The 14,133-nt window shown below is 74.5% G+C and carries 14 protein-coding genes and 1 pseudogene; all 15 read right to left on the bottom strand.

What is annotated here, in order from left to right; translation table 11 throughout:
- Positions 1-31: 31 nt before the first annotated feature.
- Positions 32-1,618, bottom strand: coding sequence for a MinD/ParA family protein (locus ACIA6B_RS06115; protein ID WP_396771472.1), 1,587 nt, complete (start codon positions 1,616-1,618; stop codon positions 32-34).
- A gap of 141 nt (positions 1,619-1,759) precedes the next feature.
- On the bottom strand, positions 1,760-2,617 hold the full coding sequence (locus ACIA6B_RS06110; protein ID WP_396771470.1) for a hypothetical protein: 858 nt from the start codon (positions 2,615-2,617) through the stop codon (positions 1,760-1,762).
- A 2-nt stretch (positions 2,618-2,619) separates the two neighbouring features.
- Entirely contained in the window at positions 2,620-3,564 is a 945-nt protein-coding gene (locus ACIA6B_RS06105; protein ID WP_396771468.1) for an RluA family pseudouridine synthase, read from the bottom strand.
- Positions 3,561-4,169 carry a signal peptidase II gene (gene lspA, locus ACIA6B_RS06100; protein ID WP_396771467.1) on the bottom strand — a complete coding sequence of 203 codons (609 nt, stop codon included), beginning with the start codon at positions 4,167-4,169 and terminating at the stop codon, positions 3,561-3,563. Before lspA ends, ACIA6B_RS06105 begins: the two co-directional genes overlap by 4 nt.
- A 70-nt stretch (positions 4,170-4,239) precedes the next feature.
- A complete protein-coding gene (locus ACIA6B_RS06095; protein WP_107157596.1) occupies positions 4,240-4,659 on the bottom strand; it encodes a TraR/DksA C4-type zinc finger protein in 420 nt (139 codons plus the stop codon).
- Positions 4,660-4,879: 220 nt separating this feature from the next.
- Positions 4,880-6,385 (bottom strand): potassium/proton antiporter, encoded by a 1,506-nt coding sequence (locus ACIA6B_RS06090; RefSeq protein ID WP_396771464.1) that lies wholly within the window; start codon positions 6,383-6,385, stop codon positions 4,880-4,882.
- A gap of 22 nt (positions 6,386-6,407) precedes the next feature.
- Entirely contained in the window at positions 6,408-6,716 is a 309-nt protein-coding gene (locus ACIA6B_RS06085) for a DUF167 domain-containing protein (RefSeq protein ID WP_281936580.1), read from the bottom strand.
- A 473-nt stretch (positions 6,717-7,189) separates the two neighbouring features.
- Positions 7,190-7,582 (bottom strand): annotated as a pseudogene (locus tag ACIA6B_RS06080) (hypothetical protein); the annotation flags it as partial.
- 73 nt (positions 7,583-7,655) lie between these two features.
- Complete coding sequence (locus ACIA6B_RS06075; protein WP_107157600.1) at positions 7,656-8,462, bottom strand: DivIVA domain-containing protein; 807 nt, start codon at positions 8,460-8,462, stop codon at positions 7,656-7,658.
- A 41-nt stretch (positions 8,463-8,503) separates the two neighbouring features.
- Positions 8,504-8,809 (bottom strand): YggT family protein, encoded by a 306-nt coding sequence (locus tag ACIA6B_RS06070; RefSeq protein ID WP_091059628.1) that lies wholly within the window; start codon positions 8,807-8,809, stop codon positions 8,504-8,506.
- Between the two features lie 28 nt (positions 8,810-8,837).
- A complete protein-coding gene (locus ACIA6B_RS06065) occupies positions 8,838-9,548 on the bottom strand; it encodes a cell division protein SepF (RefSeq protein ID WP_396771462.1) in 711 nt (236 codons plus the stop codon).
- A gap of 195 nt (positions 9,549-9,743) precedes the next feature.
- Positions 9,744-10,490, bottom strand: a complete 747-nt coding sequence (locus tag ACIA6B_RS06060; protein WP_396771459.1) for a YggS family pyridoxal phosphate-dependent enzyme — start codon at positions 10,488-10,490, stop codon at positions 9,744-9,746.
- Positions 10,491-10,499: 9 nt separating this feature from the next.
- Positions 10,500-11,615, bottom strand: a complete 1,116-nt coding sequence (gene ftsZ, locus ACIA6B_RS06055) for a cell division protein FtsZ (RefSeq protein WP_107157603.1) — start codon at positions 11,613-11,615, stop codon at positions 10,500-10,502.
- 217 nt (positions 11,616-11,832) lie between these two features.
- A complete protein-coding gene (locus ACIA6B_RS06050) occupies positions 11,833-12,651 on the bottom strand; it encodes a cell division protein FtsQ/DivIB (RefSeq protein WP_396771457.1) in 819 nt (272 codons plus the stop codon).
- Entirely contained in the window at positions 12,648-14,129 is a 1,482-nt protein-coding gene (gene murC, locus ACIA6B_RS06045; protein ID WP_396771455.1) for a UDP-N-acetylmuramate--L-alanine ligase, read from the bottom strand. The genes ACIA6B_RS06050 and murC overlap by 4 nt, the downstream gene beginning before the upstream one ends.
- Between the last annotated feature and the right edge of the window lie 4 nt (positions 14,130-14,133).

Below are 14,133 nucleotides of genomic sequence, written 5' to 3'. Positions count from 1 at the left end.
CCCGGGCACGGCGTGGGGCGGTGGTCGGCGCTCAGCGCGCGAACGGCTCCACCATCACCGCCGCCGCCTTCAGCCAGGCGTGCCGGGTCTCGGCCTGGAGCTGGTGGTACTCGATCGAGGAGCCGGTCTCCAGCGCCGGGTCGTAGGGCACCACGGTGACCGCCCGGGTACGGGTGGCGAAGTGCCGTTCCAGGTCGTCCTGGAGCGAGGTGCGCCCCGGCGTCGGGCAGGAGATCAACGTGACCGCGTTGTCGGCCAGCTCACCCATGCCCACCTCGTGCAGCAGGTCGAGCATCCAGTCCGCGCTGAAGGCGGCGTCCTCACGCGGCACGGTGGTCACCACGAGCTGGTCGGCGGCCTGCATGACGGTGCGCCAGTTCGGGCTCTCCACGTTGTTGCCGGTGTCCACGCAGACCACCTCGTGGGTGCGGCGCAGCAGCTCCAGCACCCGCTTGACGGTGAACTGGTCGAGTCGCTGGGCGAAGCGCGGGCTCTCCTCGCCGGCCAGCACGTCGTACGAGCCGTCGGCGGCGTGCCGCAGGTAGTCGTCGAGGTGGGACAGCAGGGTGTCGCCGTCGAGGATCTCGATCTGCGCGAGGTCGTGGACCAGGTGGCGAATGGTGCGGGCGTGCCGGGCGCTGCCGGCGCGCAGGCCCAGCGTGCCCCGCAGCTCGTTGTCGTCCCAGGCGAGCACACCGCGCCCGCGCACGCTGCCCACCGTCGCGGCGGCGAGCACGGTGGCGGTGGTCTTGTGCACCCCGCCCTTGGGGTTGGCGAACGCGAGCACCCGGGGGGTGCCCAGCTCGCGGCGGAGCACGCCGGTGGCCCGCTCCAGCTCGGCGTCCGGCGCCGGGGCGCGCCACCGCGCCGGGGCCGCCTCGATCCGGCCCGGCCGGGCCTCGACCGGCCGGCGGGGGGTGGGCACGGCGGGTGGTTCCGGCGTCGGCGGGATGTCGGGCCGGTACCGGCCGCGGTCCAGCAACGCATAACGGGACTCCGCGGGCGGCGGTGCGGGGCGGTAGCCGCCGTCGAGCAGGGAGTATCGCGACTCGGCAGGCGCCTCGGCCCGCCCGCGCGGCTCCGGCTCGGCCCGCCAGGACGGCTCGGCCGGCGGCTCCGCCGGGTACGCCGGCTCCGGCCGCCAGGACGGCTCCGCACGCGGCTCGACCGGGGACTCCGTGGGATAGGACGGGCCGACACGCCAGGACGGCTCGCGTGGCTCCGGGGCGTAGGACGGCTCGGCCCGCCAGGACGACTCGGCCACCGGCTCCGGATCGGTGCGGTACGCCGGCTCCGCCCGGTACGCCGGCTCGCCGTCCAGGCGCGGGTCGGCGCGGAAGGCCGGGTCCACCCGGAACGTGGCCTCGGCCCGGTAGCCGGGCTCGGCGGCGTACGACCCGTCGGCGGCGCGACCGACGGCGGCGGCGCGGCCGGTCCAGCCGGTGCCCGCGCCACGGCGCGGCAGCGCTTCGGGGGCCGGCGGCACGGATTCCTCGGCGTGCCGGTCGGCGTCGGCGTGCTCCGCGCCGCGACCGCCGAGCCGGGCCCGGTCGAGCAGCGCCCGCCACCGCGGTGCCGGCTCACCCTGCCGACCCCAGCCGGTCTCGCTGCCGTCCAAGGATTCGCCCTCCCCCAGCCCATCGATCTGACGCCTGACAGGCTACGAACGAAACCCTATTCGGACCACTCCCCGCGCCGCACATCGCCCGGTGGCTCTGCTCACCGTGGCACCCGGCGGACCGGCGCGCATCCGGGCGTCTCAGGAGGTGGGAGTGGGATTGGCCGGAGCGGAGCCGGGGACCGGCGACCGACCGGCCGGTGAAGGTCCGCTCACTGTCGGTGCGGCTTCCGACGAATCGCCCATTCCGCCATCCACGGTCGGGCCGGTGTCGGCCGGTGGCCGGGCCACGTCCCGCTGCTCGGGCAGCGGCGGGGTGAACACGGTCCGGTCCAACCGGGTCACCTCCGGCGCCGGATCCACCACCCGTACGCCGGGACGGTCGGCGAGCGCCCGCAGCGCGTCCGGCGCGGCCCGGACCACCGCGGCGTAGACACAGGCGCAGCCGGCCCGGTAGCCGGCCGCCTCCCGGGCCGCGACCGCCGCGCCGGTGTCGTACTCCCGACGCAGCCCGGGATCGGCGGTGGCCGCCGGGGCGGCGGCGCGGGCCCGGTAGTCGGCGGCCTCCCGGTCCTTGCGTGCGGCGACCCCGGCCATCCCGCCGACCACGTCGTCGGGCAGCCGCAGCGCGGCGATCCGGACGATCTCGGTCTGCCGGCCGGGCAGCGGCACGCGCGCGATCACCGCCGAGACCGGCGTCCCGGCCAACGCGGTCGCCACCCGGGCCGGGGTCAGGTAGGCGGCGAACGTGACGAGCGCCCAGCCGTCCGGCGCGTCGAGCCGGGCCAGCTCCGCGCCGGCGGCCCGCTGGTACGCCGGAACGGAACCGCCGGCGGCCACCCCGACGCGGGTCACCTCGCCGACCGTGCGGTCCCCGACCGGCCGGTCCCGCCGCTGCGCGACGGCCACCACCAGCACCAGCAGCGCGCAGCCGAGCGCGAGCCAGGTGAGCGCCGCGGCACGCACGCGGCGCGGCGGCGCGCTGTCCTCGTCGTCCACGGTCAGTCGCGCAGGATCTCCAGCGCCCGGGCCAGGTCGTCCGGGTAGTCGCTGACGAACGTGACCTCGTCGCCGGTGCGCGGGTGCCGGAAACTCAGCGAGCGGGCGTGCAGCCACTGCCGGGACAGCTTGAGCCGGGCCGACAGGGTCGGGTCCGCGCCGTAGGTCAGGTCGCCCACGCAGGGGTGCCGCAGGGTGGAGAAGTGCACCCGGATCTGGTGCGTACGCCCGGTCTCCAGCCGCACGTCGAGCAGGCTGGCCGAGGGGAACGCCTCCAGCGTGTCGTAGTGCGTGATGCTCGGCTTGCCGCCGGAGACCACCGCCCACCGGTAGTCGTGGTGCGGGTGCCTGTCGATCGGCGCGTCGATGGTGCCGCGCAGCGGGTCCGGGTGGCCCTGCACCACGGCGTGGTAGCGCTTCTCCACCTCGCGCTCCTTGAAGGCGCGCTTCAACGCGGTGTAGGCCAGCTCGCTCTTGGCCACCGCCATGATCCCGGTGGTGCCCACGTCGAGCCGGTGCACCACGCCCTGCCGTTCGGCGGCGCCGCTGGTGGAGATGCGGTGGCCGATGCCGGCCAGCCCGCCGATCACGGTCGGGCCGGTCCAGCCGGGGCTCGGGTGCGCGGCCACCCCGACCGGCTTGTCGACCACCACGATGTCGTCGTCGGCGTAGACCACGGTCAGGCCGGGCACCGCCTGCGGCACCACGGTCGGCGGGGCGGCCGGCGCGGGCAGCGTGACGTCCAGCCAGGCGCCGGCCTTCACCTTGTGCGAGTTGGCCCGGGCCACGCCGTCGACGAGCGCGTCCCCGGCGTCCACGAGCGCCGCCGCGGCGGTGCGGGACAACCCGAACAGCCGGGAGACGGCCTGGTCCAGCCGCATGCCGTCGAGCCCGTCCGGGACCGGCAGGGAGCGGTGGTCGCCACCGGTGGCGTACGCGGCGGTCACGCGCGCTCCTTCTCGTCGGCCCGGGTGTCGTCGGTGGTGGGTTTCGCGCCGGCCCGGGAGCCGTCGCGCTGCCGGCCGGTCAGCTCCAGGAAGACCGCCAGCACCACGCCGCAGACCAGCGAGCTGTCGGCCAGGTTGAACACCGGGTAGTGCTCGCCGTACGGGCCGAACAGGCTGATCATGTCGACCACGTGGCCGACGAAGTGCCCCGGCGCGCGGAAGATCCGGTCGGTGAGGTTGCCCAGCGCCCCGCCCAGCACCAGGCCCAGCGACACCGCCCACGGCAGTGAGCGCAGCCGCAGCGCCATCCAGCCGATCCACCCGATCACCGCAAACGTGATCAGCGGGAAGATCCAGGTGTGGTCCGCGCCGATGCTCCACGCGGCCCCGCTGTTGCGGGTGAGGGTGAAGTAGACGGCGCCGCCGAGCACCGACAGCGGCTCCTCCCGGCCGGGCAGCTCGCTGAGCGCGAGCTGCTTCGTGCCCAGGTCCGCAAGAAGCGAGAAGAGGGCGACGCCGAGCAGCAGGCCGACCGCCGTGCGGCGGGGCGCGGCGCCGGCCTCCGACTCGGTGGTGCCGGGCCCGGCGGGCGGTGCTGCGGTCATCTGCTCCCCATCGACGTTCGCGACGGTGGCGGTCACCGTCTGCGGTTCGGCCGCCGGGGAGCGGACGACGTCAGCGCCGCTCCGCCAGCTGCTTGCAACTCACGCAGAGGGTGGCCGACGGGAACGCGGCGAGCCGCTCCACCGGGATCGGGTTGCCGCACCGCTCGCACCAGCCGTAGCCACCCTCGTCGAGCCGCTCCAGCGCGCGCTCGACCTGCGTGATCCGCTCCTTGATGCTGTTGGCGAGAGAGATCTCCTGCTCACGCTCGAACGTCTTGGTGCCGGTGTCGGCCTGGTCGTCCCCGGCCGAGTCGGTCAGCCGGTCGCGCTGCAGCTCGGTGATCTCGCTCAGCGTCTGATCGTACTCGGCGTTGAGCTCGTCCCGCCGCGCCGCCAGCGCGGCCCGGATCTTCTCGGTCTCCGCCGCGCTGCGGGTGGCCTTCGCCACCGGCTTGCGACCGGCGGTCCTGGTGTCGGCTGGCTTCGCCATCGTCAGCTCCCTCAGCCGCAGAGGCGCGGCGGTCAGCGGTACGTGGGCAGGGGGCACCGGCGCGTCCCCCGCGAACGGAACGGGGCACACGGCGACCCGCCGTGCACTCCGGAGGTTGGCAAGAATACGGAACGTACAGGCGTCCGACAACGTGCCGCACCGTCGCTCCGAGTTTCCGCCCCGAAGTGCCAACTATCGGGGCAAAAAGAACGCTAGCAGATCAGCCGGTCCGGTCCTCGCCGTACTCCCCGAACCACCGGGCCAGGCGACCGCGACGACTGACCGCCCGCAGCCGCCGCTCGGCGGCGTCCCGCACCCCCGCGGTGGCCACGATGAGCAGGCTGTCGCCCACCTTCAGCCGGGTGTCCGGGCCGGGCACGAACCCGACCCCGTCCCGCAGCACCAGCGTGACCGCCGCGCCCACCGGCAGCCGCAGCTCGTCCACGTGCACCCCGCCCAGCCGGGAGCCGGGCGGCACCTCCAACTGGAGCAGGTCGGCCCGCATCCGCTCCAGCGGCGCGGTCTCCAGCAGGATCTCGCTCGCCTCCGCCGGCGCGGTCACGCCCAACCGGCGGGCGGCCGGAGCGAGCGTGCCGGCCTGGAGCAACGTGAAGATCACCACCAACACGAAGACCGCGTCGAAGAGCCGGTCCGCGCCCGGCACCCGCAGCGAGAGCGGGATGGTGGCCAGCACGATCGGCACCGCGCCGCGCAGCCCGGCCCAGGAGAGGAAGAGCTGCTCGCGCCGGGAGACCCGGAACGGCAGCGCGGAGACCGCCACCGACAGCGGCCGGGCGAACAACAGCAGGGCCAGTCCGGTGATCACGGCCGGCAGCACCGCCGCGTCCAGCCGGGTCGGCGAGACCAGCAGCCCGAGCAGCACGAACAGGCCGATCTGGGCCAGCCAGGCCAGCCCGTCGGCGAACCCGAGGATGGCCTGCCGGTGCGGCAGGTTCGAATTGCCGAGCAGCACCCCGGCCACGTAGACGGCGAGGAAGCCCGAGGCGTGCAGCACCGAACCGGCCGCGTACGCCAGCACGGTGAAACCCACCACCGCGATCGGGTAGAGGCCGGCCGAGGGCAGCGCGGCGCGACGCAGCGCGTACCGCCCGGCCAGGCCCGCGCCCACGCCGACCGCCGCGCCGGCGCCCAACTCGTACCCGAGCAGCAGCGCCTCGTACCACCAAGGGTGGGCCGACTCCACGCCGGCCCGGGACAGCAGCAGCACCAGCAGCACCACCGGCGCGTCGTTCATCCCGGACTCGGCCTCCAGCGTGGCCACCAGCCGGGGCGGCAGGCGCAGCCGGCGCAGCGTGGCGAAGACCGCCGCGGCGTCGGTGGAGGAGAGCACCGCGCCGTAGAGCAGGGCCAGCCGCCAGTCCAGGCCGAGCAGCAGGTGCACCACCACGCCGACGACCACGATGCTGACCACCACGCCGACCGTGGAGAGCACGGCCGCCAGGCCGAGCACCGGCCGCAGCGTGCTCCACCGGGCGCTCAGGCCACCCTCCGCGATGATCACGATCAGCGCGCAGAAGCCCAGCACCCGGGTCAGCTCGACGTCGTCGAAGCGGATGCCCAGGCCGGCCTCGCCGATGAGCACGCCGAGCGCCAGGTAGACCAGGAGGCTGGGCACGCCGAGCCGGGTGGAGAAGCGCACCGCGCCCACCGCGACCAGCAGCACGGCGGCGCCCACCAGCAGCGCGAGGTTCAGCCCCGGCGTCATCGCGTACCGGCCCGCCGGACCCTCATTCCGCGCTGCCGTCGCGCAGCCGACGCAGCACCTCGGGCAGGCGGTCGGCCGGGCGCTCGACCAGGAAGAGCTTGTCCCGGCTGGCCGCGCCGGACCGCAGCGACACCACCGCCGGCCGGACACCGAGCGCGTCGGCCAGGGCGCGTCGGGCCGCCTCGGTGGCCCGGCCGTCCACCGCCGGCGCGTGCACGGCGACGACCAGGGCCGGGCCGTACGGCCCGTCGAACCGGCCGCCCACCCGGGCCCGGGCCGCGCCGGGCTTCACGCGCACCGCTACGGTGAGCGGGGTGTCCGCGGTCGTCATGGTCAGCGTGGCCGGGCGTCGGTGAGCAGCGTGGTGGCGGCGGCGCAGTACGCGCACGGCGTGAAGCCGAGCCCGACCGCCTCGGCGACCGGCAACGACTCGGCCGGCCGGCCCACCAGGTGGGGGCAGTCGGCCAGGTGGAAGCGGGGATGGCCGTCGACCACCCGGACCTCGTCGGGCAGTCGCACCAGCCGGGCGACCTCCCCGGCGGAGAGGAACTCGGCCGACGGGTCACCGGCGAGCGGCCCACCCGGCGCGGGCGAGGTGGGCGTCGGCTCGGCCGACGGCGGCTCGGCCTCCGAGTCGACAGGCGAGTAGGCCCCGAATGGCGCGGCATCCGGCCCGGTCGGCGACGAGTGGACGCCGGTCGACGGGACATCCGACCCCATCGGCGAGGAATAGTCGCCGGCCGACGGGACGTCCGACGGTGAGAACCCGCGGGCGTCCGACTCGTCCGGCGGGTAGGCCCCGCCTGACGACTCGTCCGGCGGCGGGTAGACCCCGCTCGACGGCCCGTCCGGCGGCGCGTAGGCGCGGGCGGGCGGCGCGTACGGCTCGGCTACCGGCGGCCCGGGCGGTTGCCGCCACCCGGGTCCACCGGCACCGACCGTGGACGTGTGATGCGGGACCGGGCTCACCGGCTCGTCCGGGGACGGGCCGGCGGGAACGGTCCGGGAACGCGGGCCGGCCTCCCGGCCCGCCGCGGCCCGGGCCGCAGCCGCCTGGCGGGCGAACACGACGAAGGCGACGGCGGACAGCAGGCTGGCCGCGATCGAGACGATCAGCAGCGAGCTGGACCCACCGGCCAGCCCGACCACCAGCAGCACGACCGCGACGAGGATGAGCAGGACGCTGGCGGCTATCACGGCTCACCCCCGGCCGCGTCGTGTCGGACTGGTGCCGTCGGTGGCCGCCGCGGGGACGGCCACCGACGTGGGATCAGCGGCCGGACTCGAGCGAGCCGGCGCCGCGGCCCCCGCCGAAGGAGCCGGCGAGGCCGGCGGTGGCGAGGCCGTTGCTGCCGCCGACGGCACGGGTGCCCTCGCGGTTCATCTCGACCTCGATGCCCTGGCCACGACCGTCGAGGTCCCGCAGCTGGCTCTCCAGGTACGCCTTGAGGCGCGTGCGGTACTCCCGCTCGAACTGCTTGAGCTCCTCGATGTGCTTCGACAGCGCGGTGCGCTTGGCGTCCAGGCCGCCCATGGCCTCCTGGTGCCGCTGGCGGGCGTCCCGCTCCAGGGCGTCGGCCTTGGCCCGCGCCTCGCGGGTGACCTCCTCGGCCTTGGACCGGGCCTCGGAGAGCAGGCTGTCGGCCTCGCGCCGGGCGTCGGAGACGTGGTCGTCGGCGGTGCGCTGGGCCATCATCAGCACCCGCAGCGCCTGCTGCTCGCCGTCGCCGGTCACGCCCACCGGGCTGCCCTGGGTGCGGACCTGCTCCAGCTCGGCCTGCATCGCGCGGGCCGCCTGCTCGGCAGCCGCCTTGTCGCGCTGCACGCGGTCGAGCTGGGCCTTGACGTCGTTGAGCTCCGCCGCGAGCCGGGCGTCGCCGCCGGGGCCGGCGGGTGCGCCACCCCGACCGCCGCGCTCCACCTGGGCGCGCAGCTCGTTGTTCTCCTCGATCAGACGGGCCAGCTCACGCTCGACCTCGTCCAGGAAGGCGTCGACCTCCTCCTCGTCGTACCCCCGCTTGCCGATCGGCGGCTTTTTGAAGGCGACGTTGTGGACGTCGGCCGGGGTCAGCGGCATCGAAACTCCTCGGGTCAGTTGCGGCCGCGAAAGCGCTCTGGTCAGGCGAACGCCACGATCAGGCGCTGTAACACGAACTCCATCAGCACGAACAGGATAACCAGGAGCACAAGGGAGGCCAGGTCGATGCTCACGGTACCAATTCGCAGTGGTGGGATCACACGCCTCAACGCTCGCAGGGGCGGATCAGTGACGCTCCACACGACTTCCAGTCCCGCCGATGCCCCCCGCCCGGGTTGCCAGCGACGACCGTAGGCGAGCACGGCCCCGAGGACAAATCGAGCCAACAGGACAAGCAGGAAGAAATACAGCAGCAGGTAGAGCACCTGGAACAGGATCGACAACACAGCAGGCGACGTCCCTCGGTCGTGCGGGCTAGCTCAGGCTGAAAAAGCCACCCTCAGCGATCTTGGCCTTGTCCTCCGCGGTGACCTGGACATTGGCCGGTGAGAGCAGGAACACCCGGTTGGTCACGCGCTCGATCGTACCGCGCAGGCCGAACGCGAGCCCGGCGGCGAAGTCGACCAGTCGGCGGGCGTCCGCCTCGTCCATCTCGGTGAGATTGATGATCACGGGAACGCCGTCCCGGAAGTGCTCGCCGATGGTCCGCGCCTCGCGGTAGGTCGTCGGGTGCAGCGTGGTGATCTGGTAGCGCTGCTCGTCCTCCGGGACCACGGTCCGCTCGCGCGGCGGGGCCTGCGGCGCCAGGGCCAGGTTGTCCCGGGTGTGGTACGACAACGCACCGGAACCCTCGCCGGCGGAGGACCGGGTGATGGAGCGGACGCTGCTGGACCGCTCGGCCCGCTCCGGACGCTCCGGGCGCTCGACCTCGGAGCGGTCGGCGTCGACCGCGCGGCTGGTGGCGCGCTCGGCCAACCGGCCCCGCTCACCGGCCCGGGTCCGGGGCGCCGGCGGCTCCTCCGACTCCTCGTCGTCCTCGTCGGCGAACTCCTCGGCGTACCGGCTCGACCGGTAGCGCGACGAGTCCCGGTAGCCACCCTTGTCGTAGCCACCGTCCTCGTACGCCCGCTCGTCGTCCTCCTCGACGAGACCGAGCCAGACCCCCGCCTTGCGCAGTGCACCCATCCCCGCGCCCTTCCGTCCGCCATGCGGCACGCGCCCCCGTGCCGTGTCGCTTGATCACGAGTGGACGATCATGCCCACCGGACCGGACCGGCAATCCCCTGACGTGCGGTTCGCGGCCCGCCCGCCACGGCCCCCGGGCTTCGGGAGACGCCGTCCTGAACAACACTGATGTAATTTGCTTCCGTCCGGGCCAGGCTACCCCAGCGTGGGGCGCATTCCGAGCAACGCGCTGCCGACGCGGACATGTGTCGCGCCGTGACCGATCGCGCTCTCCAGGTCGCCGCTCATCCCCGCCGACAGCACCGTCGCGCCCGGATGGTCGGCGCGCAGCCGCGCCGCCACCTCGGCCAGCCGGGCGAACGCGCGGTCCGGCTCCCAGCCCAGCGGGGCCACCGCCATCAGGCCGGCCAGCCGCAGCCCGCCCGCCCCGGCCACCGCGGCGGCCACCGGGTCGAGGCCCCGCTCCGGGTCGGCCGCGCCCGGCAGCGCGCCGCCCCGGGCCGGGTCACCGTCCACGCTGACCTGCACCAACACGTCCAGCGGGCGGTCCCGGGCACCGGTCGCGGCGGCGTCCAGGGCAGCCGCCAGCCGTACGCTGTCCACCGACTGGACCACGTCGGCGTACCGGACCACCGAACGGGCCTTGTTGCGCTGCAACTGCCCGATGAAGTGCCAGCGCGGCTCCGCCCCGGCGCCGGCCACCGCCGCCGCCTTGCCGGCCGCCTCCTGGTCCCGGTTCTCGCCCACGTCCGTCACGCCGAGCCCGGCCAGCGCGACCACGTCGGCGGCCGGGTACGTCTTGGTGACCGCGACCAGGGTGACCTCGTCGGCGTGGCGGCCGGCCGCCACGCAGGCGTCGGCGATCCGGGCCCGGACCCGGGCCAGCCCGGCCGCGAGTTCGGCGCGACGCTCGGGTCGCACCGCGGTGGATGAATCCGTCATCGGCGGGGCTCAGGACCCGTTCTTGAGGAAGTCGGGCACGTCGACGTCGTCGAAGAGCACCCGGCGGGACGGCTGCTGCGGCGCCGGCATGGTGGCCGGCGGGTTCGCCGGCGCGTTCGGCTGGGTGGGCGGGTTCTGGTTGCTCTTGCGCGGCGGGTCGACCGCCTTGTAGGCCGGGGTGCCACCGTCGAAGCCGGCCGCGATCACGGTCACCCGCACCTCGTCGCCGAGCGCGTCGTCGATCACCGCGCCGAAGATGATGTTGGCGTCCGGGTGGGCCGCGTCGGTGACCAGCTGCGCCGCGTCGTTGATCTCGAACAGGCCGAGGTCCGAGCCGCCGGCGATGGAGAGCAGCACGCCTCGCGCGCCGTCCATGCTCTGCTCCAGCAGCGGGCTGGAGATGGCCGCCTCGGCCGCCTCGACCGCGCGGTTCTCGCCCCGCGCGCTGCCGATGCCCATGAGCGCGCTGCCCGCGCCGCTCATCACGCTCTTCACGTCGGCGAAGTCGAGGTTGATCAGGCCCGGCGTGGTGATCAGGTCGGTGATGCCCTGGACACCGGAGAGGAGGACCTGGTCCGCGGTGCGGAACGCGTCCATCATGGAGATGTTGCGGTCGCCGAGCGCGAGCAGCCGGTCGTTCGGGATCACGATGAGCGTGTCGCACTGGTTGCGCAGCTCCTCGATGCCCGCCTCGGCCTGCACCTGGCGGCGCTTGCCCTCGAACGAGAACGGCCGGGTGACCACACCGATGGTGAGCGCGCCGAGCTTGCGGGCGATGTTCGCCACCACCGGCGCGCCGCCGGTGCCGGTGCCGCCACCCTCGCCGCAGGTGACGAACACCATGTCGGCGCCCTTGAGCACCTCTTCGATCTCGTCGCGGTGGTCCTCGGCGGCGTTCTTGCCGACGTCCGGGTTGGCGCCGGCGCCCAGCCCCCGGGTCAGTTCCCGGCCGACGTCGAGCTTGACGTCGGCGTCGCTCATCAGCAGCGCCTGCGCGTCGGTGTTGATCGCGATGAACTCGACGCCCTTGAGCCCAACCTCGATCATCCGGTTGACGGCGTTCACGCCGCCGCCCCCGATGCCGACGACCTTGATGACCGCCAGGTAGTTGTGCGGAGGTGTCATCTCCGGTCCTTTCCCTTCGAGATTGGCATGGGCCGACCCCACACGGCTTGGCCGGACCAGAGGAGAACCCTCACCCTCTACTAGAGGCTTAGAGTTATGTCAACCACTGATCTCTTCGGGGCAACGTATGCGCCGCCGCGCCAGGAGCCAAGGACCCTTTCCGGCGTGTCGCCGACCGAGCGACCGGTCACACAGTGCCCGTTCGCTGAGTGACCGGTCACTGGAACGTGACCACGTCCGGCGCGCTGACGTCGATCCGGTCCGCGCGGCGCGGCAACAACGCGGTCGCCACCGCCGACTTGTCCGCGCTGCGCGCGGCGTCCCCCCAGAAGACCTGCCGGTCGCCGCGCAGCAGCAACGTGATCCGGGCCAGCCCGGCCACGTCCACCGTGACCAGCTCCGCGCGCAGCTTCTCCCCGAGCGCGGCGAGCACCGCCAACCCGGCCCGGGTGCCCGGATCATCCGGACCCGGCCGGGCCACCCGGACCAGCGGCAACCCGGCCGGGGCCTGGTCCAGGCGCTGAAAGACCACGCCGGCGGCGTCCACCACGACGAATCGCCCGCCCTGCGGCACCGCGGCCACCGGCACCCGCTCCTCGACCCGGATCACCAGCGTCGCCGGCCAGTCCCGCTCCACCGTCGCCCGGGCCACCGGCGGCAACGTGCCCACCCGGCGGGCCGTCGCGGCCAGGTCCACCCGGGCCAACGGCGCGTCGTCCGGAACCGCCGCAGCGTCCCGGATCTCCACCGGTGTGACCAGCCGCGCGCCGACCACCCGCACCTCACGGACGCCGAACAGCCCGGTGCCGAGCACCGTCCAGGCGACGAGCGCGGCCAACGCGGTCACCGCCGCGGCCAACGCCCACGGCAACGCGGCGCGCATCCGCCGCTGCCGGGCCCGGGCCATGAACCGGCGGGTGGACGGCGGCACGGCGTCCGCCCCGGCCCGGACCAGTTGCCAGCGCCGGACCGGGCTGCGCCGACCCGCGCCACCGTCCTGGCCGGGTGTGCGGCCCCGGGCCGGGCCGGGGCTCATCCGGCGGTGGCCGCCGCGCCGTCCGGACCGACGCCGGCGCGGAGCGCGGTGGCGCCGCCGGTGCGGGCCAGCAGGGCGTCCAGCAACTGGTCACCCATCAGCGAGATCGGCGGCGCGCCCATGGTCACCACCACGTCGCCGGTCCGGGCCCGGCGGGCCACCTCGGCCGGCACGTCGTCCCACGCCTCGACGAAGACCTTCCGGTCCGCCGGCAGCGGCACCGCCTCGATCAGCGCGACCGACCCCTCACCGGGCTGGCGCGGCTCGCCGGGACCGAATACCTCCAGCAGCACCAACTCGTCGGCGATGCCGAGCGCGGCGGCGATCTCCGCCTGGAGGTCGCGGGTGCGGTACAGCCGGTAGGGCTGGAAGACCACGATCAGCCGGCCGTCGCCGGCCACCTCGCGCAGCGTCTGCAACGCCAGCGTCATCGAGGTGGGGTGGTAGGCGTACTCGTCGTAGACCAGCACGCCGTCCGCCACGCCCTTGCGCTCGAACCGCCGCCGCACGCCGGGGAACGCGCCGAGCGCGGCCTCCGCCGCCGCCACCGGCAGCTCCAGCAGGTACGCGGCAAGCACCGCGGCGGCGCTGTTGAGCGCCATGTGCCGGCCCGGCATCGGCAGCCGGATCTCGCCCAGCGACCGGCCCTCGACCTCGGCCAGGTAGCGCACGCCCTGGGCCGAGGAGACCACGTCGCTCATCCGCAGGTCGGCGTCGGCGGACTCGCCGTACGTCCACACCCGACGGCCCTCCGCCCGGAGCGTCTCGGCCAGCCGCCGGCCACCGGCGTCGTCGGCGCAGGTGACGACGAAGCCGTCCGGGTCGGTGAGCCGGGCGAACTCGGCGAACGCCGCCTCCAGCGTGGCCAGGTCGCCGTACGTGTTGAGGTGGTCCGCCTCGACGTTCGTGATGATCGACACGTACGGGCGGTAGATGAGGAAGGAGCGGTCGCTCTCGTCCGCCTCGACCACGAAGTGCTCGCCGGTGCCGTGGTGCGCGCCGGAGCCGACCTCGGAGATCTCCCCGCCGATGACGAAGGACGGATCGGCGCCGGCCTGCTGGAGCACCATGGTCACCATCGACGTGGTGGACGTCTTGCCGTGCGTGCCGGCCACCGCCACCGTGCGCCGACCGGTCATCGCCGCCGCCAGCGCCTCGGAGCGGTGCAGCACCCGCAGGCCCCGCCGACGTGCCTCGACCAGTTCCAGGTGGTCCTGCGGGATGGCCGAGGAGTAGACGACGGTGTCCACCCCGTCCAGGTTGGCCGCCTCGTGGGTGGAGTGGATCGTCCCGCCCAGCGCGCGCAGGCCGGCCAGCGACGGCCACTCCCGCAACTCGCTGCCGGAGACCGGCAGGCCACGGGTGAGGAAGAGCCGGGCCAGCCCGGCCATCCCGACCCCGCCCACCCCGATCAGGTGGATCCGGCCCAGGTCCTCCGCGGTCATCGTGCCGGCGGGCGTGAACTGCGCGGTGTTCATGAGA

Origin of the sequence: Micromonospora sp. NPDC051141, from assembly GCF_044455765.1 — a bacterium.
Taxonomy (GTDB): domain Bacteria; phylum Actinomycetota; class Actinomycetes; order Mycobacteriales; family Micromonosporaceae; genus Micromonospora.
The sequence above is the reverse complement of the archived record's forward strand: the minus strand, read 5'-3'. Positions and strand labels throughout refer to the sequence as shown.